We start from the raw sequence: 21,709 nt of genomic DNA on the forward strand, positions 1-21,709 counted from the left end.
AGAAATTTAAGGAGGGGTGATACTGTGGCTATTCCATATATTGATATTAATAATGTTTTACAAAAATGGGCAGCTAACGATCCTCCGATAGAAGGTTTCACTGTTGAAAATGTATTAGCGAGTGTTCATCTACCAATCTCTAAGTATGAAGAAGTTGTGGATTATCTAATGAGGAAAAGAGGATATGAATTAATTCCTTTAAAAATGCTATTATGCCCTAAAAATCATAAAGGCCCGGTTTTTGAATTAGATCAGCCCATTGATGATGAGGAAATTTTCGAATGTTTTTGTGGAGAAGACTATTATTATGAGCCGGAAAAAGTACTTTTAGTCTTTAACTTTACAGAGGATTTTAAGAAAGAGGCTTTAAAAAAAAAGACTATTTCCCAGGAACGGATGTTAACACTAGTGTAGTTCACGCTCAAAAGTTTATGCATGAAATTGAAGCATTTAAAAATCAGGGACAAGGAGTGTACATATATATGGATAGAAGTATACGTTTTGGAAATGTGACAGGTCAAAATACTGTAACTTTAAACACAGGTGATGATGTTTGGCAGGACGTTAAAGTTATGCAAGGGGAGCAAAATGATTCATTTCACCAATTAATTGAAGAGATTAAAAAGATTCAAGATCCAGATGAAAAACAAGATGCATTAGACCATGCGCAAAAGTTACAAGAGTCAGTCGCATCTGGGAATAAAACAAGAGCTCAAAAAATATTCGGATGGTTACCTGAAGCCATTCAAGCTGGTAAGGCAGCGTTAGATATCTATTCGCAAATAGAAAAATTATCCCAATAAAAAAGGTTGGCCCGATGGGTCATCTTTTTTATGCTTATGCAGTTAATATGGTCGTCAAAAGAATAGTTTTATTAATAGAAAATATCACCTCATTCTATAGGTAGGTATTTATATCTTGATTTTTGAATTTATAAATGTTAGTGTAAATATACACCGTTTCTTATTTATCTATAAGTAGTTGTCTGTAGAATAATTTGAAAAAATCCCCTTTTGCACCCATATGCAAAAGGGGATTTTTATTTTATGAGATTTAAAATTTACTTTTAGATAATGCCTTTAATATAGGATTTATAATTTTACTCAACAAACGAAATGCGTTAAAAATCGATTTAACTATTTTCATAAAGTTAGAATGCTCTTTCATGATTGCGCTTCATCCTTTTTACATTATTTGAACATTAGTTACGCTGAATACCTAATTTTGTTTCAGCTTCAACTAAATTGGCTGTAGCATCAATAATTTTCTTGTCGGAAAGTTGAATAGATTTTTTTGCTTCTTCCATTCTACCTTTTAATGGAGCTACCCCATTTAACCCTTGAGTTACAGCTCTTCCAGCATTACTTCTATAATTTGTTGCTAGTCCAAACTCAACTCTGAATTTCTCCATTTTCTCTTTCAAAACAGGATCATTTAGTTTTTCATAAGCTTTAAATTCTGTATTTTTATTGGATAATTCATCATATTTGTTTGTAACTGACTCCATTTTCTCTTTTAAGAGGTTTTTGTCTACTGATTTAGGGTCTTTACTTGCTTCATCCCAAATAGGTTTCCAATCTTGATTCCAGATAGCATCATATTCTTTTATCATGGCATCTATTTTAGGTTTAATTTCATTTTCATAAGTAATTTTATCAGAGTTCGTATTAGCATTCGGTTTTTCCTGTTGTTTAGGTTTACTAGCACTAGTGGTGGTTTTAGTTGTTTCTTTGGCAGTTTCCTTTGATTTCGGATCGTCGTTGGATATGTCAATAATTAAAGCGATAATAATGATTGCGAAGATAGCGATGATACCTAGACAACCGAACTTGAAAAATTTCTTCATACATTGTTCCTCCTAGTTGATATTAATAACTGTATTATTATATCAAACTCTGGAGATATTGGTATTATTTATCAAATAATTTTACTTTTATAATCTGAAAATCGGAATGTAATTTATCTAGATTTATTGACAAAACAGAACGATTGTTCTATTATTTTTATGCAAACAAACGTTCTTGTGGAGGCCATCTTATGAATCATTTACTTAAATGCTCGTTCAATCAAAAAATACCAATTGAATTAATTTATTTAAACGGTTCAGGAGATTTCTCTCAAAGAACTGTTATTGTTAGAAAGGTATATGAAGATCGTATATTGGTGTATTGCATGAAAAAACAACAAGTTAGAACGCTGAAATTAGCTAATATACTATCAATTGATAAAGTAAGAAATAACTATCAATACGCTTAATGAGGTGATACTACATGTCAACAGCAATTCCAAAACCACAAAAAAAGAAAAGTGCTTCAAAAAAGGAACCTAGACCATACATGGATGAATTCGAACAACAAGAAGCTGCTGAATTAATTCAATATGCAAAGCAGGATGATACAGAATTAGTATTTACTGTGTATCGGAAATATAAAGAACCAGATATTATTCAAGGGAAAATCGTTAAATTTGAACCACAAATGAATAGAATTGTAGTGAGTGATGGACCGAATGCAATACATAAAATTCAATTCATGGATATTTTGAAAATTGCAACGCCTAGTTAATTTAGCTAGGTGTTTTTTATATGCCCATAAATTCTTTATCGAAGTAGAACTTGTCCATTAAGTTGTTTACAATCCCGTTGAAATAAGCGAACTTACCTTTCTTCATTTTTACTCCGGATTTAGTTTTCATAACAAACTCTTTGATAGCTTTTAAGCCAATAGTTAACTCTTGTTCTTTAGTAAATGCTTTATCACCTGTCGTATGGTTAACTATTTTATTACACTGTCTTACGACCTTCCACAGTTCTTGAATTGTTTTAGATTCACTGTAAAAAGAGCCAACTAAAGAAATAAAACGCTCTGGTACCCAATGAGCAACAAAGTCAGCTTGTTCCATATTCTCTTCTGGAGTATTGCTATTCTCATTACTATTACGTTTGTTTATATCTTTTATATTTTGTTTTAAGGAAACAGGTTTTGTTTTAATGGTAGGACACTTTGTAGGACTTTTAGTAGCTACCTTGTCGGACAATTCTTCCACAATTGGTTGAATGATAATAGCATTAGAAGTTTGAAGCATATCTTTTTTACGTTTCATTGCTACTTGTTTAATCATGCCTAGATCCACGAGTTTCTTCATTAAACGTTGTACAGTCTTATATGAAATTCCTATCATGTCAGCAATTGAATTTTTGCAAAGGAAACTAACACCTACATATTTGCAGCTGTAGCGTTTTAAAATTTCAAGTAATGCAATTAGTTTAGATTGTACGTCAGTACGCTTAATAGACATATGAATAGTGTCTCTGTATGCACGTACAGTTTTATTTAGTTCTTCTACTTTTTTGAATGTAGAAAGGTTGGAATAAGTTTCTTTACTTGCGATAACATCAATACGAGTTTTCATTAGTCGGCTCCTTTGTTGGAACAAAAAAGCAACGTCACCAATTTGGCAAACGTTGCTTAAGAAACCCTACATGATGTACAATATGTCATGAGAGTATAGCAAGTGTTTACCTGGCCTAATCAGGTGGACGGTATATATAGTGTTGGTAGCACTGTATATACACGCTGTGCTCTTTTGTCGTATTTATTATTTTTGCCCACATTTCGCCCACAAATTTTTCTTTTTATAACGGTTTTTATCAATAAAGAAAAAATGCGAACGAAACGTGAAGCTTGCTGTTTAAACGTTTTAATCTTTTTATCGTTTATTATCTGGAACTAGATTAAAATCGTTCGTTCTATAAGCCGACGTTTCATAATTAATAATGTGAATCAAATGGCCTCATTAAGTGTTAAAAGCTTAGTGGGGCTGTTGTATAATGATAATAAAGTTATTGAATTTTGATTATTAAAAAGCTAAGAGCCTTACTACATTCTACGTAGCAAGGCTCTTTAAAGTTGTTTCAAATTACATCCATCTGTTCGTTCAAGTGTAACTATTCGCAATTATTTGATATTATACAGGTGAATAGAAAGATACATTAAAATTTAGTTTCGTAGTTGTAAAAGGAGGTTATTTATCGAACATTAACGGGCAGTAAAACTCCCACCTCAAAATTTGGCTGGAGCAAAGAAGTTAGGTGGGGGTCGGGCTGCCCGTAAACGTCCGATTGGTGAGGGCTGATTATAGGTTCACTTTATATTGTTCTCTTATAATTTTCCAAAAAGGAGAGTTTATGAAAAAGATTATTGTTTTTGTATTAACGATATTTATATTATTCTCAGGATTCGCAACACAAAGTTATGCGTTGTCAGATTCGCAATCTGCGGCAATACAAGCGTTGCTAGATGATGCCTGTCGTATATCAGGTGTGCCGGGAATGTCAATCTCAATAATTGCTGATGATGAAGTGTTCTACTTTTCTTCAGGGTATGCAGACCGTGAAAAGGGGTTATCTGCAAGTGAAAATACACTCTATGAGTTAGCCTCGGTCAGTAAAGCTTTTACCGGTATGGGTATTATGCTATTGGAAGAGCAAGGGCTGCTCTCAAGGACTGACCCTGTCCAAAAATATTTACCTTGGTTTACATTAAAGTATCAAGGGAAACCTGTTGATATGCAAAGTCTTACACTAAATAACTTTCTTCACCATACCAGTGGTCTAACAAATATTAGGCATCTTCAAAATATTCCACAAGGCAATACACCGGATATGTTGCAAAAGACTGTGGAAATGCTCGTTGATGCTGAATTGGCGTTCCCTCCCGGTGAACAGTATAACTATGGAACCGTTAATTATGACGTATTGGGTTTGGTTATTGAGATTGTGTCGCGACAAAGCTATGAAGACTTTATGAAGGAACATGTATTTCAGCCGCTAGGTCTTCACCAGACGTATGTTTATAAAGAAGATGCTCAAGCTACTGGACAGTTGGCACAGGGCTACCGTTCTTCCTTTTTTATGACAACTCCATTTAAAGCTCCGGATTATGCTGGGAATAAACCCGCAGGCTACATCATTTCTAATACAAAAGATATGGCTCGTTGGCTGGGCATACAGATGGGTATCGTGCAGGACATACCCGAAATATTTCACACGGTTATCGAAAAATCACATAGGGGTGATATGTCTGTTTCGGCTGTCAACGGTATGTATTATGCGGCAGGTTGGTCCGTAAATGCCGAACAAACGATTATAGAACACACTGGGGGCAATCCAAATTTCAGAACCGAAGTAGTCATACTGCCAAATGAACGAACAGCCGTCTCCTTGCTGAGCAACGGCACAAATACCAATACAAACATGGTACTAAAAGTTAAAGATATATTAGAAGGCAATCTAACTCAGTCATATGAAATAAGCGGCACACAGCTTTTGGATATCATTTTGTCGTCTATCACAATTATTTTTTGCCTATTGGCCGTTTTGCTATTTCTCTTAGGATTACGCAGAAGGAGAACGAATGAGCAACAGCCAATGACAAAAAAGAGAATAACCGTAACAGTTATTTTCCTGATCGCTACGATTGCTCTGGGTATACTGTGCTGCGCTTTCGATTGGTCAACAATACTTATGTGGCAAACATATAGTGTTCTTACAGCTTTGATTTCGTCAGCATTATTAACAGCAAGCATTACATGGTTTGTATACACTCACCGATAAAATACCTTGCTCCCAAGATAAGCATAATGTTAAGTCATTAAAGTCCGATTGGTGAGGGCTGATAATCAGTGGGGGGGGAAGAAAACCCCCACTGATTAAAGTTTCACTTTATTAAAAATGAAATAAAATAGTTAAGAAGTACGCATGGGTGTAACGAAGAACTAATAAAACATATCTTGCCACTAGAATGGGGGCATATCAACTTTTAAATTGAGTACCGCCAGCATTTCAGAAAAAATACAATAAGCTGTCCATATGGGCAGCTTATTTACATAATTCTCGATATTGGAAGTTGATTAATATCAGTTCATTTGTTTTTCGAAAGGAGTTATTTTGTTCGTTCAAAGATAATATCAAAGTAATTCGCGTACCCCATAGTTGGTGGCGCAAATAGTTGATTTTATAGGGGGAAAACCTGTAACTAAAGCCTAACATAGGTGTTTTTGTTTAAATTTTGCTTAATTCTCACTAGTAATTAACTAAAAATTTAGAAATCGTTATATAATGAATTTAATTTAAAATTAGGAGTGATTAAATTGCCAGATATGATAAACTTCGTTCTTTTCATCATTATAGCGAGGTGTTAAAACTTCTAATAGAAAGCATATTCGATTAAGAAAGAAGGGGTAGTTATGAAAACTAGTGAAGAAACGCATTGGCAAAGGTTTAAACGTAAGAGTAAATCCCCGAAAGAGTGGTTAAAGAAAGTATACGAATTTTTTATTAATGAACACGTATGGGATGCTATCTTTAAAGTGTTCCTTAAACTAGTATGGGCAGTAAAAGGTATGGGGAAAAGCTTGAAACGGGTAATAGAAAACATATTCAATTAAATTCTATTCTTTCATAATTTCCTCATACGATCGATAATTTCCAATAAATTCGTTTTATATAATGGAGTGTGAATACAACAGTTGATACAGCAATGGCTATAATACCTATATGTGCGTAAAAATTGAAGTAATCATATTTCTGGAAGAAAAATTCAAGGACAGGAAATAAAAGAGTAAGACTAGCAATTAATATTAATTGTTCTTTTTTCATTATCATGCCTCCTTCTTTGTATAATTCAGCATTGATAGAAACAATTTCTATATGAATATCCTATACATGATCAGTTAACATAACGTCCTATTATCGGTAGCAAGGAAAAAGGAGGAACCCTACTCTCACAAGGGAACCTTCTTTTTTTGATCTATCAATCTATGCAATTTTTTATACATTCCTATTCTGGTGCGGTTTTAGGGTTCTTGTCTGTTATTGGATTAACGAAAAAACTGTATAAAATCTCGCATACTCTTAGCGTGTTTTTTTCAAAAATGCTGGCGATATCTCACATCCATCAACTTATGAATTTTATAATGTCCTCAAACCAAGAATTTCTCGTGTTTTTAGTCCAAAATGTTATTTAATAAAAAAATATCTCGAATTTGAGATAAATCACTTGCTTTTTAATCACTTGAGTTGTAAAGTGATAGTAACGAAAGTAATTGAGCCATATGAAAAACATACACTCAGTTGCTTTCGATTAAAAAACGAAGTAACTTATTTAGTAAAAACTAAGATGAATTTACAAAAACATAATGAGAATAAATTGAAAAGCTAAGAAGCATATTATTTTTTAGTTATCACTTGACTAGTAAAATGAAATGGAGGAATTATCAATGTATGAAATTAAAGGGCACCATCACATTTCAATGGTTACAAAAAACGGAAGTGAGAATAATCACTTTTATAAAAATGTACTTGGTTTACGTCGTGTGAAAATGACAGTAAACCAAGATGATCCATCCATGTATCACTTATTTTACGGAGATAAAACAGGAAGTCCGGGTACAGAGTTATCATTTTTTGAAATTCCTTTAGTAGGAAGAACATATCGCGGCACAAATGCGATTACTCGAATTGGATTACTCGTTCCTTCAGAGGAAAGCTTACATTACTGGAAAGAACGATTTGAGAAATTTGATGTGAAACATAGTGAAATGACAACATATGCAAATCGTCCTGCTTTACAATTTGAGGATGCTGAAGGTCTTCGCTTAGTACTACTCGTTTCAAACGGAGAAAAAGTAGAGCACTGGGAAACTTGGGAGAAATCAGAAGTTCCTGCAAAGCATCAAATTCAAGGAATGGGTTCTGTAGAAATGACAGTTCGTAGACTTGATAAAATGGCGAGTACACTTACAGAGATGTTTGGTTATACAGAGGTTAGCCACAGCGAAGAGGAAGCAATTTTTCAGTCCATTAAAGGAGAGGCTTTTGGAGAAATCGTTGTGAAATATTTAGATGGTCCTACTGAAAAACCGGGCCGCGGTAGCATCCACCATTTAGCAATTCGTGTGAAAAACGATGCAGAGCTTGCCTATTGGGAAGAACAAGTGAAACAAAGAGGCTTCCATTCTTCAGGAATCATTGACCGTTTCTACTTTAAAAGCTTATATTTCCGTGAATCAAACGGAATCCTTTTTGAAATTGCGACAGATGGACCAGGGTTTACAGTTGATGGAGATGTAGAACATTTAGGAGAAAAACTTGATTTACCACCGTTCTTAGAAGATCAGCGTGCAGAGATTGAAGCAAATTTAGCACCTATTGAAGAGAAAATATAAAATTTAAAACCATTGGAGGAATATAAAATGAACCAATTAAAAGGAATTCACCACGTTACAGCGATTACAAGTAGTGCAGAAAAAAACTATGAGTTTTTCACTCACGTTTTAGGAATGCGTTTAGTTAAAAAAACAGTAAACCAAGATGATATTCAAACGTACCATTTATTCTTTGCAGATGATAAAGGTAGTGCAGGAACAGATATGACATTCTTTGACTTCCCGGGTGTTCCAAAAGGAGTACACGGTACAAATGAAATTTCAAAAACTTCATTCCGAGTGCCGACTGATGCGGCGTTAGCGTATTGGGTGAAACGTTTTGACCGTCTTGAAGTAGAACATACAGGAATTAAAGAGCAATTCGGTAAGAAAACTCTTTCTTTCGTTGATTTTGATGACCAACACTATCAACTAATCTCTGATGAATTAGATAATGGGATAGAATCAGGTACACCGTGGCAAAACGGGCCAGTTCCATTAGAATACGCAATTACTGGCTTAGGACCTGTATTTATTCGTATCGCAAACTTTAGTTTCTTTAAAGAAGTGTTAGAGAAAGTTCTATTATTTAAAGAGGTTGCGCAAGAAGGAGAATTCTATTTATTTGAAGTAAACGAAGGCGGAAACGGTGCCTCTGTTATTGTAGAACATAATACGGTTCTTCCTGAAGCACAACAAGGATTTGGTACAGTGCACCATGCTGCATTCCGCGTAGAAGATCGCGCTGTATTAGAAGAATGGATTGAGAGAATCAGTAGCGTTGGACTTCCTTCATCTGGTTATGTAGACCGTCATTTCTTTGAATCATTATACGCAAGAGTTGCACCACAAATCTTATTTGAATTTGCAACAGACGGCCCAGGGTTTATGGGAGATGAGCCATACGAAACACTTGGCGAAAAATTATCTTTACCTCCATTCCTAGAGCCAAAACGTGAAGAAATTGAAAAATTAGTTCGTCCAATTGATACAGTGAGAAGTACGAAGGAATTTATTAAAGAGTAAAAATAGAGATAGTAAGTAGGAGAGCAGGTAGTTTTAGCGGAGTGCTGGAACTGCTTGCTTTTTATTTGTCCTGTTAAGTTTTCTGACAATTATTTCTCAAGTTATTAAAAAGGAAAAGTTTGGTATAATTAATTAAAACATTTAATTTTCTGATAATTATTTTTCAATACATAGAAAAGGAGTGGTAATATACAATTTTGATAATTGTATAAAAACCCTAATTTTGTAATTTTGGAGAAAAGGAGATGCGAGTGTATGGGAGCAGATGTAGTAACGAGGGAGCAAATGAAACATTCTTTAGATGATTGGTATCGTGTAATGTTGCAGCAAAATATAGAGAAGGCTACGGAAATGAAAGAGGAGATTGAAAGTAAGATTAGTGGGTTGGATGTGGATCAGGATGTATTACTTTATCATGCGTTGTTGAATTTTAGATATGATGCATTAGTTGATTGGATTTCAGTTAGAGAAGATAGTTTTGATAAAGTGGAATCTTTCGAAATTCCAACAGAGGGCTTTTTAGCTTATTATTATCACTTTTTTAAAGGGTTTCATTGCACATTAATTTCAAATTATAACGAAGCGAAAGAACAGTATGAGCAAGCTGAGAAGTTATTGAAATATATTGCAGATCCGATAGAACATGCGGAGTTTAATTATCGGATGGGATATTTTTACTATCAAGTATATCAGCAAATGTTAGCTTTAGATTATATCAAAAAGGCGAAAGAAATATTTTGTGAACATAAAGGTTACGAAGGAAACGTGGCGTTGTGTCATAACTTCATAGGATTATGTTGTATTGATTTTAAACAGTTTGAGTTAGCGGAGGAAAGTTTTAATACCGCAATCCATTTACTTCAACAACATGATAAAGAAGAAAAACATATTTTAATGGTTAGAAGTAACTTAGGGTGGTTATATAGTAGTCAGAATTTATCAGATTTGGCAATTAGACATTTAAGTGAAGTGACTAAGAAAATGCCTAAGCATTTTAAAGCGATTTTTACTGAAGCAGAGGAAAATTATAAACTGGGCAAAATAGAAATTGCTAATAACTTAATAGAACTAGGGCTGAAAATTTGTAATGAGTTGCAAAATAAAGAATTTCAACATCGCTTTATGATATTGAAGGAATTAAATATTAATTCGAGTGCTAATGAGTTAGAGAAAGTAACTGTGGAAAGTATTTCGTATTTTGAAGAACACTCCCTTTTAGATTGTGTTAAGGAATACGCAGAAATATTAGCTTATAAATTTTATCAAGAAGAAAAACATGAAAAGGCTAGTAAATACTTTTATATTAGTAGCCAAGCTCGAAAAAAACTTTTAAAAGAAGGAGCGCTAAAATAAATGAAAAAAATTAATGTATTGATAGCAGGTTTAGTAATACTACTTTCATTAGGGCTTACTGCTTTTACAGAGTCTGAACAACATGCTTTAAATAGAGGTGATGGTGGCGGAGCACCAGCAAGACCAGACTACGTTAACATTGGCGACACAGGAGGAGCACCAGCAGATAATAAAGGCGACGGCGGCGGAGTAAGCCAACTATAATAACAAAGAAAGGGACTTCAACATGAAGTCCCTTTTTCTATTTTCAGGTCATGTAGAGAAAAGAATTGACTTACTTTAAATCTGTAACTATAATAGTTACAGAATAACCATTAGTAATAGAAATGAGTTATATTTTTTTAGTATAATTGTAACTGTTTTAGTTACAATTAAAAAGAAAACATAAAACAACCAAAAAATGTAAAAACTTTAAATAGCAAATTGAGAAAGGAGACGGGAACTTTGAAACGGTTTAAGTTTTATTTGATTAGCGGTATTGTGCTTGTTTTGCTTATCGTATGTAACTTCGTTGATAAGCCGATTGCGAAGGTTGAAGAAGTGAAAGATACTGTTATGATGAAGCTGAATACGAAAGAGAGTATGGCGCAAATTGATGGGCAGACGATTTATTTTAAGCAAATTGGTGAGGGGAAACCTCCGTTACTCATGTTGCATGGGTTTGGTGGTTCTTCTGATGGGTTTAGTGATATTTATCCGGAACTAGTGCGAGATCATACGATTATTGCGGTTGATATTTTAGGATTTGGGCGTTCTTCTAAGCCGGTTGATTTTCAGTATTCGTTTCCTGCGCAAGTGAATTTATATTATAAGTTAATGAAGAAGCTCGGGTATGATCAATTCGCAGTACTTGGTCATTCGATGGGCGGAGAGATGTCTCTCAATTTAGCGTATTTATATCCGGATGCAGTGACGCATCTCATCTTGGCGGATGCTACAGGGATAGAGTCTTTCCAGCAAAAAGAAAGTTATGAAGTACCACCGCTATCGACGGACTTACAAACTGTAACCGAGATTACGAAGTATAATAAAAATGAAGTAAAAAATAGTCGTGATGATAAAGAGCATTATGATCAGCTTACGAAAATGAGAGAGCGCCGCATCGCGATGGAAGCCGATAAGATTAAGGTGCCGACTTTAATTATATGGGGACGACACGATAAGAGCGTTTCTTGGAAAAATGGTGAACTGTATCATGGGCTATTTGCAAATAGTACGTTTCATATTATTGAAAAAGGATACCACGCACCGTTTCGTCAAGAACCAATTGAGTTTATGGAATATGTACAAGCATTTTTCGCGAAGCATCCACAATAAAAATTTTAAGCATAAATCCACTTCTTTCCTCATAAAGTGAAACTAATAAGGCTTGTCTAAGGAAAGGAATGAAGTGATTTGGAAACTTTACCATGGTGGGTGTATCTTGTGATTGTCGGGATTGTACTAAGTGGCTACATGGTTTTATATACTTCGAAAAAAGAGCAAGATATGGATAATGAGTTTATTGAAAAAGAAGGCGAAGTATATATGAAGCGTTTAGAAGAAGAGCGTGAGAAACGTAATCAGGAAAGTGATAAAGATTCGGTATTGCTTTAATAGAAATTTTGAAAGGTTACCACCTAGTAGGATTTTACATCTCGGTGGTAGCTTTTTTTCTTCTGCGGGAGCAGTATATGTTCATCAAGCTAAGGTTATATTAGTTTAATTTTACATGTATAAGAGAGTCATCATAAACTTTTATTGATGGTATTTATATATTTTTTTACTCATAAGAATGGAACTAGTGGGGATTTTACTGGGGGGGGATTAACAATGCATAGGGATGAAACTTCATTACATCCGGATACAGGTGTTACATCTGTAATGTTTGTTGAGCGTTCATTAAATGAAATTCGTTTTTGGTCTAGAATCATGAAGGAGCATTCTTTTTTTCTTCGTTTAGGATTTAGGTGCGAGGATACTCAACTAATCGAAGAGGCGAATCAATTTTATCGATTGTTTGAACATATTGAACAAATAGCGCATTCCTATACAAATGAAACAGATCCTGAGCAAATAAAAAGATTTAATGCAGAAGTACAACAAGCCGCAACTAATATTTGGGGATTTAAACGAAAAATTTTAGGATTAATTCTCACATGTAAATTGCCAGGACAAAATAACTTTCCACTTTTAGTTGACCATACAAGTAGGGAAGCTGATTATTTTAGAAAACGTTTAATACAATTAAATGAAGGTAAATTAGATGCGCTTCCTGATGCTATTATTAAAGAAAATGTTTTCTTTTTACGGATTATGGCAGACCATGCTAAATTTATTGGCCATCTTCTTGATCCATCGGAAAGAAAGCTTGTAGATACAGCGCGGAATTTTAGCAATGATTTTGATGAATTGATGTATCAAGCAATTGACTTAGAATCTATGAAACCACAATCCCAAACAGCCCCTCTTTTAGATCAATTTTTAGATCAAAATCGTGTGTCGGTTGCATCTCTTCGGGATTTTAAGAAAACAGCACGTGATTTAATTGAGCAATGTAAAATAAAGAGTATCATTCATCCGTTATTAGCAGACCATGTTTTCCGTGAAGCTGATAGATTTCTTGAAATCATTGATATGTATGATGTTCATCTTACAAATATCCAATCACAACCTAGATATTAGAAGATAAGGAAAGATAGTATTTTACTTTCGATTGAGAAGTTAACAATTTATTGTTAGCTTCTTTTCTTTGTGATTAAAATTTTCTTTTAAGGACTACATAAATCCCTTTGACCAAATATGTAATTCTTTGTAAAATGATATATATGGAAAGATTATGAATATACAGGAAATCTATGGATAGTAGATTTTAATAAATTATTCGGGGGAAATTTATTAGTTAAGTATATTAACTTGTTTGCACTACATTTTACAAATAAAGGGGTATTAGTAATCATGAAAGCAAAGAAATTAGTAAGTTTAGCGTTACCAGTTATGTTATTGAGTGGTTGTATTACAATTGAAACTGATGGTAAGAAAGCTGAGCCAAAGAAAGAAGAAACGCAAAAGGTAGAGAAAGAGAATAAGACTTCTGAAAAAGAGAGTAAGTCAACTGATAGCAAGAAAGAGGATAGCTTATCTGTAGCGAAAGGTGAAGGTACAAACAGTAGTTCATCAAGTAGTCAACCAAGTTCTTCTTCAAATAATTCAACTTCTTCTAGTTCTTCAACTGGTAAGGTAACTGGTTCAGATGTTGAAAGGTACAAGGCAGATATCATAAATAGTGCTACTCAAATTGAAGATACAATGAAATTAATTGAAGGAATAGCAGATTCAGACGTAAAATCATATAAACAAAAGAAAAGTGAAGTACAACTGAGTTTAGGTGGAGCAAAGGCAACTGCAACGAAACTGAAGAATCTACAAGCGCCTCCTGAGTTACAGGGAGAACAGGCGAAGATAAAGCAGTCGATGGAACTATATGCGGATTGTTTTCAACTTCTCTTTGATGCATTGGACCAAGAAGACGAAAGTAAAATGCATCAATCATTAAGTAAAGCACAAGAAGGTTCGAAACTGTTTGAAGAGGCAGCGAAGAGTATCGGTAGTAAAACCAACTAAGAATAAATTATTTTAAGGGGTACTTGTGGGTGCAGTTGGTGCAAGTGAAGAGTTAGGAATTAGTTATGGAAACACATTACAAATTTATCAAATGGACGATAATGTTCGTATTCGATATGTAAAACAATAAATAATTGGTGAAAAACTCTGTAATAAATTTTACAGGGTTTTTTGTTAGTTCTAGTTTATTTTTTTGGTCTTCCTAAGCGCTAAACATACTAGTATAAGTTGAGAAATGAACAAGAAGATTTGATGGGGAATATTGAATTTCCGATAAAAAATAACAATAGTAGACGCGTTTTTTCACGGTTTAAACCATAGTAACTGTAACCATCCAAAGCCCAATTCATACACTATGATGGAGGCTTTTTACTTACTAATCGGATGAAAAAGGAGTGTAATCATGAAGAAACGTACTGTTAATGAAGCGGGAGGGAATGTGCCACAACCAATCCGCAGCGACGGAGCAGGTGCGATTGATTCTGGACCTCGTAATGTTATACGGGATATTCAAAATCCGAATATGCTTGTTCCGCCTATAACGGATGCAGGGTTAGTTCCTAACTTGAAGTTTTCATTCTCGGACACTTCTATGATTTTGAAACAAGGCGGGTGGTCTCGGGAGATTACTGCTCGGGAACTACCGGTTTCGACGACGATTGCGGGAGTAAATATGAGTTTAACGGCCGGTGGAGTACGAGAACTACATTGGCATAAAGAAGCGGAATGGGCGTATATGCTTTTAGGACGGGCGCGCATAACGGCTGTTGATCAAAATGGGCGTAATTTTATTGCTGATGTTGGACCAGGTGATCTTTGGTATTTTCCGCCTGGTATTCCGCATTCCATTCAAGGATTGGAACATTGTGAATTTCTACTCGTTTTCGATGATGGGCATTTTTCTGATTTATCTACTTTAGCTATTTCTGATTGGTTTGCGCATACGCCAAAAGAAGTGTTGTCGGCTAATTTCGGAGTACCTGAGAGTGCTTTTCGTTCTATCCCTTCAGATCAAGTTTATATTTATCAAGGAGAGGTGCCAGGTTCGCTTGAAAGTCAGGAAATTCAATCACCGAAAGGAGAAGTTCCTTTAACATTTAAACATGAATTGTTAAAACAAAAGCCGATTAAGACGCCTGGTGGTAGCGTTCGAATTGTAGATTCTACAAATTTTCCTATTTCCAAAACAATCGCAGCAGCGCTCGTTGAGGTTGAGCCTGGTGGAATGAGAGAACTTCATTGGCACCCGAATAATGATGAATGGCAATATTATTTGACAGGGGAAGCGAGAATGACTGTGTTTCTTGGAAATGGTACCGCTCGTACATTTGATTATAGAGCTGGCGATGTCGGATATGTACCGTTTGCGACGGGGCATTATATTCAAAATACAGGTACCGAAACATTATGGTTTTTAGAGATGTTCAGAAGTAATCGTTTTGAAGATGTATCGTTAAATCAATGGATGGCACTGACTCCTAGAGAAATAGTGGAGAGTAATATACATGTTGGCCCGCAAGTAATGGATTCCCTGCGTAAGGAGAAGAGGCCTGTTGTGAAATATCCGGGGTTTTCATATAGTCCGAAAAATGATGAGTAAAAATGAAAATTTGCGTTATTCTTTCTGGAGACTGATAAGAAGGGATGGCGTATTTTTTATGCCTAATCTAGTCTTAACTAGTATCTGTTCGTTGTATTATTGTTCGGGAAATTATTATAGAAGAAAAATATATGAAATCGACATACTACATAGCTTTATTTTCAGGTGTAACGCACAAGTTGCACAGCTAACGCAACGACAACTCGCTTTACTCTTCATTATGTATTTGTCCATACTAGACGTAGAGAGGTGATAAACACAGTATGATTTTTAGCGAACGTTTAAAAGAAGAAAGGGAAAAAAGAAATTGGTCGCAACATGATTTGGCTGAAAAAATTCATGTAAGTAGGCAGTCGGTTTCGAAATGGGAGACGGGAAAGAACTATCCGAGCATTGAAATTATTATTCATTTAAGTGATCTGTTCGGTATTACAATTGATGAATTGCTAAGGGGGGATGAAGAATTGACGCAGAAAGTAATTGAAGATAGTAAGCAATTGGCGTATCCAAAATGGAAGGTATTTTTTGATAGTCTATTTATGATAGGGGTATTTTTGTTTATTGCAAAAATCGTTGTATGGATGCTAAATAAGTTTGCAGGAGCAAGTATTACAATTGTAGCAGATGCGCCATATGTAATGAATCTTTTACCCCTTGCATTCATGATTATAGGTGGTATGGGATCGGATAAGTTGAAGAAAATATATAGATAGAGGAAAGATTTGAAAGAAATCCCCTACACTAGCTGTTCTTTTCACTTAAATTGTGTACTATAAAGGATAGGATGACATAAAGAAGGGGATATAGAGAATGGAATTTCATGAACAGAAGATTTTGCCGGCAGTGAGGCAAATTAAAGATTTGGAAAAGCTATTACATAGTTCGTATGAATATATTGTTATTTTAGATATTCATGTCGGTCAATTGAAGAGTGTTATATCGCTTGCGAAGCAATATTGTAAAAAGGTGTTTTTACATGTGGATTTAATTCATGGTTTGCAGAGTGATGGGCATGCGACGGAATATTTATGTCAGGAGTTTAGACCGTACGGGTTACTTTCAACAAAGGCGAGCGTTATTATGAAGGCGAAGCAAAAAGGTGTTGTGGCAATACAACGCATCTTTTTAATCGATTCGAGTGCGATGGAGAAGAGCTGCAATCTTTTAGATAAGACGAAACCGGATTATATTGAGGTACTTCCTGGAGCATTAACGGATGTTATTGCTGAAGTGAAAGAGCGTACTGGTGTACCGATTTTAGCGGGTGGTTTTATTCGTACTGTAGAAGATGTGGAAAGAGCTTTAAACGCTGGTGCGACAGCAATTACGACATCAAAACGCGAACTATGGAAACATTACCAAAAAAAGTGACGAAAATGTGAATTTTTTCGTTGACACCGCTTTCATTTACAGTTAACATTATAGACAAGTTAATAAACGTGACGGAGAAAAGTAGAGATCCACATTTCATTGTTTCTATATAAATTTATATAGAAGCGTGCAAGCTGTGGGTCTTTTTCTTTTGACAAAAACGAATGGCCATTCATTTTACCTCTATCACATTTGGAAGCGTTTAAATTGATTGTGGAGGGATACTATGTCAGCATTTTTAGGAGAGTTAATAGGGACTGCGTTGTTAATCGTACTTGGTGGCGGCGTTTGTGCTGGTGTAAGTTTAAAGAAATCGTTTGCGAAAGATTCAGGTTGGATTGTTATTACAATGGGCTGGGGCTTAGCAGTAGCGGTTGCAGCGTATGCGGTTGGATCAATTAGTGGGGCACATTTGAATCCAGCTTTAACAATAGGATTAGCATTTAAGGGAGCGTTCCCATGGAGTGACGTACCAGGTTATATCGCAGCACAAATGATTGGGGCAATTATCGGGGCAGTTATCGTATATTTACATTACTTACCACACTGGAAAGAAACAGAAGATCCAGGAACAAAGTTAGGTGTATTTGCAACAGGTCCAGCAATTCCGAACACATTTGCAAACCTTTTAAGTGAAATGATTGGAACATTCGTTTTAGTATTTGGTATATTAGCAATTGGTGCAAATAAATTTGCAGATGGATTAAATCCATTTATCGTAGGTTTCTTAATTGTAAGTATTGGTTTATCATTAGGTGGGACAACAGGATACGCAATTAACCCAGCACGTGATTTAGGTCCGCGTATCGCACACTTCTTCCTTCCGATTGCAGGAAAAGGCGGTTCAAATTGGAAGTATGCATGGATTCCAGTAGTTGGTCCAATTTTAGGTGGATCACTTGCAGGTTTATTCCATCAAGTTGTATTTGAAGGAAAACAAAATTCAGCACTTATTTATGTGATTATCGCAACTGTGATTGTACTAGCAATCTCTTATATGACAAGTAAAAAAAGCGGAAGCAATACAAATAGTAGAAAAGTAGCATAAGGGGGAAACCGATATGAAAAAATATATTCTTTCATTAGACCAAGGAACAACAAGCTCACGTGCAATTTTATTCAATAAAAAAGGTGAAATTGTTCATTCAGCTCAAAAAGAGTTTACACAACATTTTCCAAAGCCGGGCTGGGTAGAGCATAATGCGCAAGAAATTTGGGGATCTATTTTAGCAGTTATCGCAACTTGCTTAAGCGAAGCAGATGTAAAACCAGAACAAATCGCTGGTATCGGTATTACGAACCAACGTGAAACAACGGTTGTATGGGATAAAACAACTAGTAAACCAATTTACAACGCAATCGTATGGCAATCTCGCCAAACAGCTGAAATTTGTGATGAGTTAAAAGAAAAAGGTTATAGCGAAATGGTTCGCGAAAAAACAGGTCTTTTAATTGATGCATACTTCTCTGGAACGAAAGTAAAGTGGATTTTAGATAACGTTGAAGGTGCAAGAGAGAAAGCAGAAAACGGGGATCTATTATTCGGAACAATTGATTCATGGCTTGTATGGAAACTATCTGGTGGTAAAGCACACGTAACAGATTACTCAAACGCATCACGTACGTTAATGTTTAACATTCACGACTTACAGTGGGATGATGAGCTTCTAGACATGTTAACAGTACCAAAGAGTATGCTTCCAGAAGTACGTCCATCATCTGAAATATATGGAGAAACAATTGATTACCACTTCTTCGGTCAAAATGTACCGATTGCAGGTGTAGCTGGTGACCAACAAGCAGCATTATTTGGACAAGCTTGTTTCGGTGAAGGTATGGCGAAAAATACTTACGGAACTGGTTGCTTCATGTTAATGAACACAGGTGAAAAAGCAGTAGCTTCTGAGCACGGTCTATTAACAACAATTGCATGGGGAATAGATGGTAAAGTAAACTACGCATTAGAAGGAAGTATTTTCGTAGCAGGTTCTGCAATTCAGTGGTTACGTGACGGAATGCGTATGTTTAAAGATGCAAGTGAGAGTGAAGTGTATGCGAGTCGCGTTGAATCAACTGATGGTGTATACGTTGTACCAGCATTCGTTGGACTAGGAACACCTTATTGGGATAGTGAAGTACGCGGCGCTATGTTTGGTGTAACACGCGGTACGACGAAAGAGCACTTCATTCGTGCAACGCTAGAATCTTTAGCTTACCAAACGAAAGATGTATTATGCGCAATGGAAGCAGATTCAGGTATTGAACTGAAAACATTACGCGTTGATGGCGGAGCAGTTAAAAATAACTTCTTAATGAAGTTCCAAAGTGATATTTTAGATGTTCCTGTAGAGCGTCCAGTGATCAACGAAACAACGGCTCTAGGTGCAGCATACTTAGCTGGTCTTGCGGTTGGATATTGGAAAAACCAAGATGAAATTAAAGAACAGTGGCATATGGACAAACGCTTTGAACCAACGATGGAAGCGAAAACAAGCGAAGAGCTATATGCTGGATGGAAAAAAGCAATTGAAGCAACAAAAGCTTTCAAATAATCATAAACAGTGTTATAATGGTGACAAGTTAATAATTCGGTAGGAGATTTGGAGAGACCACAACGCGCTATAGAGGCGAAATCTATAGCGGAGTTTGTGGTCTCTTTTTTCGTTATCAAAGGGAGGAATTACCATGAAATTTTCAAGTAAACAACGTAAAGACGTATTAAACGGAGTAAATAAACAAGAGTTAGATGTGATCGTAATTGGTGGAGGTATTACTGGTTCTGGTATTGCATTAGATGGAGCAACACGCGGGTTATCAACAATTGTGTTTGAAATGCAGGACTTTGCAGCAGGTACATCAAGTCGTTCAACGAAGCTTGTACACGGTGGTCTACGTTATTTAAAACAACTTGAAGTGAAAATGGTAGCAGAGGTGGGTAAAGAGCGTGCGATCGTATATGAGAACGGTCCCCATGTAACAACACCAGAGTGGATGTTACTTCCGTTCCATACAGGCGGTACATTCGGATCATTTAGTACATCAATTGGTCTTCGTGTATACGACTTCTTAGCAGGTGTAAAACGAAGCGAGCGCAGAAAGATGTTTAACCGTGAAGAAACATTAAACAAAGAGCCTCTTGTAAAAAAAGAAGGATTAAAAGGCGGCGGTTACTACGTAGAATATCGTACAGATGATGCGCGTCTTACAATTGAAGTAATGAAAGAAGCAATTGAGCACGGCGCAAAAGCTGTTAACTATGCAAAAGTAGACAGTTTCTTATATAAAGATGGAAAAGTATGCGGTGTACGTGTAATCGATTTACTAGACGGAGAAGTATACGAAGTTTACGGTAAGAAAATTGTAAACGCAGCTGGCCCTTGGGTAGATACACTTCGTGAAAAAGATAATTCGAAAAAAGGAAAAGTACTTCAGTTATCAAAAGGTGTTCACTTAGTAATTGACCAAAAACGTTTCCCATTAGGTCAAGCGATTTACTTCGATACACCAGATAAACGTATGGTGTTCGCGATTCCTCGCGGCGGAAAAACATACGTAGGTACAACAGATACGTTCTATGATAAAGACGCAGCTGTACCACAAATGACAACAGAAGATCGCACATACATCATTAATGCGATTAACTACATGTTCCCAAGCGTGAAAATTACAGAGAAAGACATTGAATCAAGCTGGGCTGGTGTACGTCCGTTAATTTATGAAGAAGGTAAGAGTGCATCTGAAATTTCTCGTAAAGACGAAATTTGGACTTCTGAATCTGGTTTAATTACAATCGCAGGTGGTAAATTAACAGGATACCGCAAAATGGCTGAAATGGTAGTAGACTACGTAACGAACTTACTACAAAAAGAAGGTCATAGCGCATATCCGAAGAGCGACACGAAACATATGCCAATCTCTGGTGGACATGTAGATGGTTCACACGGATTCCCAGCATTCGTTGCGAAAAAAGCTGGCGAAGGTACGAAATATGGTTTAACAACAGCACAAGCAGAAGAATTCGCGAAATTCTATGGTTCTAACGTTGACGTACTATTTGACTTAGCGAAAAAACATAAAGACGAAGCGAAAGAATACAACATGCCGCTTGACGTTCTAATCCCGCTTGTATATGCAATGGATTACGAAATGACAGCAAAACCAGTTGACTTCTTCGTACGCCGCAGAGGCGCTGTATTCTTCAACATCCACTGGGTATACGAGTGGAAAGAAGCAGTAATCAACTACATGGCTGCGAAACTAGGCTGGAGCAAAGAAGAACAAATGAAATATACAGCAGAACTAGAAAAAGCACTAACAGACGCTGTTATTCCTGTAGATCAACAAGAACAGGCAGCTGCGTTAGCGTAAAATAGATATGTTTTTGGAAGAAAGAATTGTGTAGGTATAAAAATACACAATTCTTTCTTTATTGTAGGGGATAAATTATGAGTATTTGGTGTTAAAAAGACTCTTATCATTAATGGAGAGAGTCTTTTTATTTTGCGTGCCCAGCTAAGCTGGGCACTGCTTGCTGGTGAAAGTCCAGCCTAG

23 protein-coding genes are annotated in these 21,709 nt (G+C 35.8%); 20 read left to right on the plus strand and 3 right to left on the minus strand.

All coding sequences use genetic code 11. The features are described 5' to 3' along the window. The first annotated feature begins 24 nt into the window (after nt 1-24). Nucleotides 25-414 (plus strand): hypothetical protein, encoded by a 390-nt coding sequence (locus MHB52_RS05880; RefSeq protein ID WP_061663888.1) that lies wholly within the window; start codon nt 25-27, stop codon nt 412-414. A gap of 68 nt (nt 415-482) precedes the next feature. Continuing rightward, nucleotides 483-803, plus strand: a complete 321-nt coding sequence (locus tag MHB52_RS05885; RefSeq protein WP_061663887.1) for a hypothetical protein — start codon at nt 483-485, stop codon at nt 801-803. A gap of 398 nt (nt 804-1,201) precedes the next feature. Here the strand turns inward: MHB52_RS05885 and MHB52_RS05890 are convergent, their stop codons facing one another. After that, the gene (locus MHB52_RS05890; protein ID WP_061663886.1) at nt 1,202-1,846 is read right to left on the minus strand and encodes a hypothetical protein; all 645 of its coding nucleotides are present in this window, start codon (nt 1,844-1,846) and stop codon (nt 1,202-1,204) included. Between the two features lie 191 nt (nt 1,847-2,037). Here MHB52_RS05890 and MHB52_RS05895 point away from each other — a divergent pair, with 191 nt between their 5' ends. Both MHB52_RS05895 and MHB52_RS05900 read left to right on the plus strand, forming a co-directional pair. Beyond that, nucleotides 2,038-2,256 (plus strand): hypothetical protein, encoded by a 219-nt coding sequence (locus MHB52_RS05895; protein WP_061663885.1) that lies wholly within the window; start codon nt 2,038-2,040, stop codon nt 2,254-2,256. Nucleotides 2,257-2,270: 14 nt separating this feature from the next. Further along, nucleotides 2,271-2,564 carry a YolD-like family protein gene (locus MHB52_RS05900; RefSeq protein WP_061663884.1) on the plus strand — a complete coding sequence of 98 codons (294 nt, stop codon included), beginning with the start codon at nt 2,271-2,273 and terminating at the stop codon, nt 2,562-2,564. Between the two features lie 16 nt (nt 2,565-2,580). Here the strand turns inward: MHB52_RS05900 and MHB52_RS05905 are convergent, their stop codons facing one another. Further along, nucleotides 2,581-3,411: a helix-turn-helix domain-containing protein gene (locus MHB52_RS05905; RefSeq protein ID WP_061663883.1), complete on the minus strand. Its 831-nt coding sequence runs from the start codon at nt 3,409-3,411 to the stop codon at nt 2,581-2,583. 775 nt (nt 3,412-4,186) lie between these two features. Between MHB52_RS05905 and MHB52_RS05910 the strand changes: the two genes are divergently transcribed. Together MHB52_RS05910 and MHB52_RS05915 are read left to right on the plus strand one after the other, a co-directional pair. After that, nucleotides 4,187-5,614, plus strand: a complete 1,428-nt coding sequence (locus MHB52_RS05910) for a serine hydrolase domain-containing protein (RefSeq protein WP_061663882.1) — start codon at nt 4,187-4,189, stop codon at nt 5,612-5,614. A gap of 632 nt (nt 5,615-6,246) precedes the next feature. Continuing rightward, a complete protein-coding gene (locus tag MHB52_RS05915; RefSeq protein ID WP_000858032.1) occupies nt 6,247-6,447 on the plus strand; it encodes a hypothetical protein in 201 nt (66 codons plus the stop codon). Nucleotides 6,448-6,469: 22 nt separating this feature from the next. Here the strand turns inward: MHB52_RS05915 and MHB52_RS05920 are convergent, their stop codons facing one another. Next, nucleotides 6,470-6,658, minus strand: a complete 189-nt coding sequence (locus MHB52_RS05920; protein WP_016117365.1) for a hypothetical protein — start codon at nt 6,656-6,658, stop codon at nt 6,470-6,472. A gap of 620 nt (nt 6,659-7,278) precedes the next feature. Here MHB52_RS05920 and MHB52_RS05925 point away from each other — a divergent pair. From MHB52_RS05925 to glpD, 14 genes are all read left to right on the plus strand, one after another. Beyond that, nucleotides 7,279-8,226: a ring-cleaving dioxygenase gene (locus MHB52_RS05925; protein WP_016117366.1), complete on the plus strand. Its 948-nt coding sequence runs from the start codon at nt 7,279-7,281 to the stop codon at nt 8,224-8,226. A gap of 27 nt (nt 8,227-8,253) precedes the next feature. Then, a complete protein-coding gene (locus MHB52_RS05930) occupies nt 8,254-9,231 on the plus strand; it encodes a ring-cleaving dioxygenase (protein WP_061663881.1) in 978 nt (325 codons plus the stop codon). Nucleotides 9,232-9,486: 255 nt separating this feature from the next. Then, complete coding sequence (locus MHB52_RS05935) at nt 9,487-10,584, plus strand: response regulator aspartate phosphatase (RefSeq protein WP_000500590.1); 1,098 nt, start codon at nt 9,487-9,489, stop codon at nt 10,582-10,584. Further along, complete coding sequence (locus MHB52_RS05940) at nt 10,585-10,788, plus strand: hypothetical protein (protein WP_000723609.1); 204 nt, start codon at nt 10,585-10,587, stop codon at nt 10,786-10,788. Nucleotides 10,789-11,028: 240 nt separating this feature from the next. After that, nucleotides 11,029-11,901: an alpha/beta fold hydrolase gene (locus tag MHB52_RS05945; protein WP_000819468.1), complete on the plus strand. Its 873-nt coding sequence runs from the start codon at nt 11,029-11,031 to the stop codon at nt 11,899-11,901. A 78-nt stretch (nt 11,902-11,979) separates the two neighbouring features. Further along, the gene (locus tag MHB52_RS05950) at nt 11,980-12,180 is read left to right on the plus strand and encodes a sporulation YhaL family protein (RefSeq protein WP_000449225.1); all 201 of its coding nucleotides are present in this window, start codon (nt 11,980-11,982) and stop codon (nt 12,178-12,180) included. Nucleotides 12,181-12,396: 216 nt separating this feature from the next. Next, nucleotides 12,397-13,248: a DUF2935 domain-containing protein gene (locus MHB52_RS05955; RefSeq protein ID WP_000554479.1), complete on the plus strand. Its 852-nt coding sequence runs from the start codon at nt 12,397-12,399 to the stop codon at nt 13,246-13,248. A 273-nt stretch (nt 13,249-13,521) separates the two neighbouring features. Then, nucleotides 13,522-14,187 carry a DUF7018 domain-containing (lipo)protein gene (locus MHB52_RS05960; protein WP_000644835.1) on the plus strand — a complete coding sequence of 222 codons (666 nt, stop codon included), beginning with the start codon at nt 13,522-13,524 and terminating at the stop codon, nt 14,185-14,187. Nucleotides 14,188-14,590: 403 nt separating this feature from the next. Next, entirely contained in the window at nt 14,591-15,787 is a 1,197-nt protein-coding gene (locus MHB52_RS05965) for an oxalate decarboxylase family bicupin (protein WP_061663880.1), read from the plus strand. 263 nt (nt 15,788-16,050) lie between these two features. Further along, on the plus strand, nt 16,051-16,500 hold the full coding sequence (locus tag MHB52_RS05970; RefSeq protein ID WP_061663879.1) for a helix-turn-helix domain-containing protein: 450 nt from the start codon (nt 16,051-16,053) through the stop codon (nt 16,498-16,500). A gap of 97 nt (nt 16,501-16,597) precedes the next feature. Next, entirely contained in the window at nt 16,598-17,158 is a 561-nt protein-coding gene (gene glpP / locus MHB52_RS05975; protein ID WP_000394285.1) for a glycerol uptake operon antiterminator GlpP, read from the plus strand. 226 nt (nt 17,159-17,384) lie between these two features. After that, on the plus strand, nt 17,385-18,206 hold the full coding sequence (gene glpF / locus MHB52_RS05980; protein WP_001272195.1) for a glycerol uptake facilitator protein GlpF: 822 nt from the start codon (nt 17,385-17,387) through the stop codon (nt 18,204-18,206). Nucleotides 18,207-18,219: 13 nt separating this feature from the next. Then, nucleotides 18,220-19,710 carry a glycerol kinase GlpK gene (glpK, locus tag MHB52_RS05985; protein WP_000760006.1) on the plus strand — a complete coding sequence of 497 codons (1,491 nt, stop codon included), beginning with the start codon at nt 18,220-18,222 and terminating at the stop codon, nt 19,708-19,710. A gap of 133 nt (nt 19,711-19,843) precedes the next feature. After that, the gene (gene glpD, locus MHB52_RS05990) at nt 19,844-21,526 is read left to right on the plus strand and encodes an aerobic glycerol-3-phosphate dehydrogenase (protein ID WP_000672831.1); all 1,683 of its coding nucleotides are present in this window, start codon (nt 19,844-19,846) and stop codon (nt 21,524-21,526) included. Nucleotides 21,527-21,709: the final 183 nt, after the last annotated feature.

This window comes from Bacillus sp. FSL K6-0073, from assembly GCF_038006085.1.
Classification (GTDB): domain Bacteria; phylum Bacillota; class Bacilli; order Bacillales; family Bacillaceae_G; genus Bacillus_A; species Bacillus_A cereus.

Coding starts and splice junctions, on each gene's coding strand:
- MHB52_RS05965 (WP_061663880.1), top strand. CDS start 14,591: ATGAAGAAACGTACTGTTAATGAAGCGGGAGGGAATGTGCCACAACCA.
- MHB52_RS05940 (WP_000723609.1), top strand. CDS start 10,585: ATGAAAAAAATTAATGTATTGATAGCAGGTTTAGTAATACTACTTTCA.
- MHB52_RS05900 (WP_061663884.1), top strand. CDS start 2,271: ATGTCAACAGCAATTCCAAAACCACAAAAAAAGAAAAGTGCTTCAAAA.
- MHB52_RS05885 (WP_061663887.1), top strand. CDS start 483: ATGGATAGAAGTATACGTTTTGGAAATGTGACAGGTCAAAATACTGTA.
- MHB52_RS05925 (WP_016117366.1), top strand. CDS start 7,279: ATGTATGAAATTAAAGGGCACCATCACATTTCAATGGTTACAAAAAAC.
- MHB52_RS05920 (WP_016117365.1), bottom strand. CDS start 6,658: ATGAAAAAAGAACAATTAATATTAATTGCTAGTCTTACTCTTTTATTT.
- glpD (WP_000672831.1), top strand. CDS start 19,844: ATGAAATTTTCAAGTAAACAACGTAAAGACGTATTAAACGGAGTAAAT.
- MHB52_RS05910 (WP_061663882.1), top strand. CDS start 4,187: ATGAAAAAGATTATTGTTTTTGTATTAACGATATTTATATTATTCTCA.
- glpP (WP_000394285.1), top strand. CDS start 16,598: ATGGAATTTCATGAACAGAAGATTTTGCCGGCAGTGAGGCAAATTAAA.
- glpK (WP_000760006.1), top strand. CDS start 18,220: ATGAAAAAATATATTCTTTCATTAGACCAAGGAACAACAAGCTCACGT.
- MHB52_RS05955 (WP_000554479.1), top strand. CDS start 12,397: ATGCATAGGGATGAAACTTCATTACATCCGGATACAGGTGTTACATCT.
- MHB52_RS05915 (WP_000858032.1), top strand. CDS start 6,247: ATGAAAACTAGTGAAGAAACGCATTGGCAAAGGTTTAAACGTAAGAGT.
- MHB52_RS05890 (WP_061663886.1), bottom strand. CDS start 1,846: ATGAAGAAATTTTTCAAGTTCGGTTGTCTAGGTATCATCGCTATCTTC.
- MHB52_RS05905 (WP_061663883.1), bottom strand. CDS start 3,411: ATGAAAACTCGTATTGATGTTATCGCAAGTAAAGAAACTTATTCCAAC.
- MHB52_RS05960 (WP_000644835.1), top strand. CDS start 13,522: ATGAAAGCAAAGAAATTAGTAAGTTTAGCGTTACCAGTTATGTTATTG.
- MHB52_RS05970 (WP_061663879.1), top strand. CDS start 16,051: ATGATTTTTAGCGAACGTTTAAAAGAAGAAAGGGAAAAAAGAAATTGG.
- MHB52_RS05895 (WP_061663885.1), top strand. CDS start 2,038: ATGAATCATTTACTTAAATGCTCGTTCAATCAAAAAATACCAATTGAA.
- MHB52_RS05930 (WP_061663881.1), top strand. CDS start 8,254: ATGAACCAATTAAAAGGAATTCACCACGTTACAGCGATTACAAGTAGT.
- glpF (WP_001272195.1), top strand. CDS start 17,385: ATGTCAGCATTTTTAGGAGAGTTAATAGGGACTGCGTTGTTAATCGTA.
- MHB52_RS05935 (WP_000500590.1), top strand. CDS start 9,487: ATGGGAGCAGATGTAGTAACGAGGGAGCAAATGAAACATTCTTTAGAT.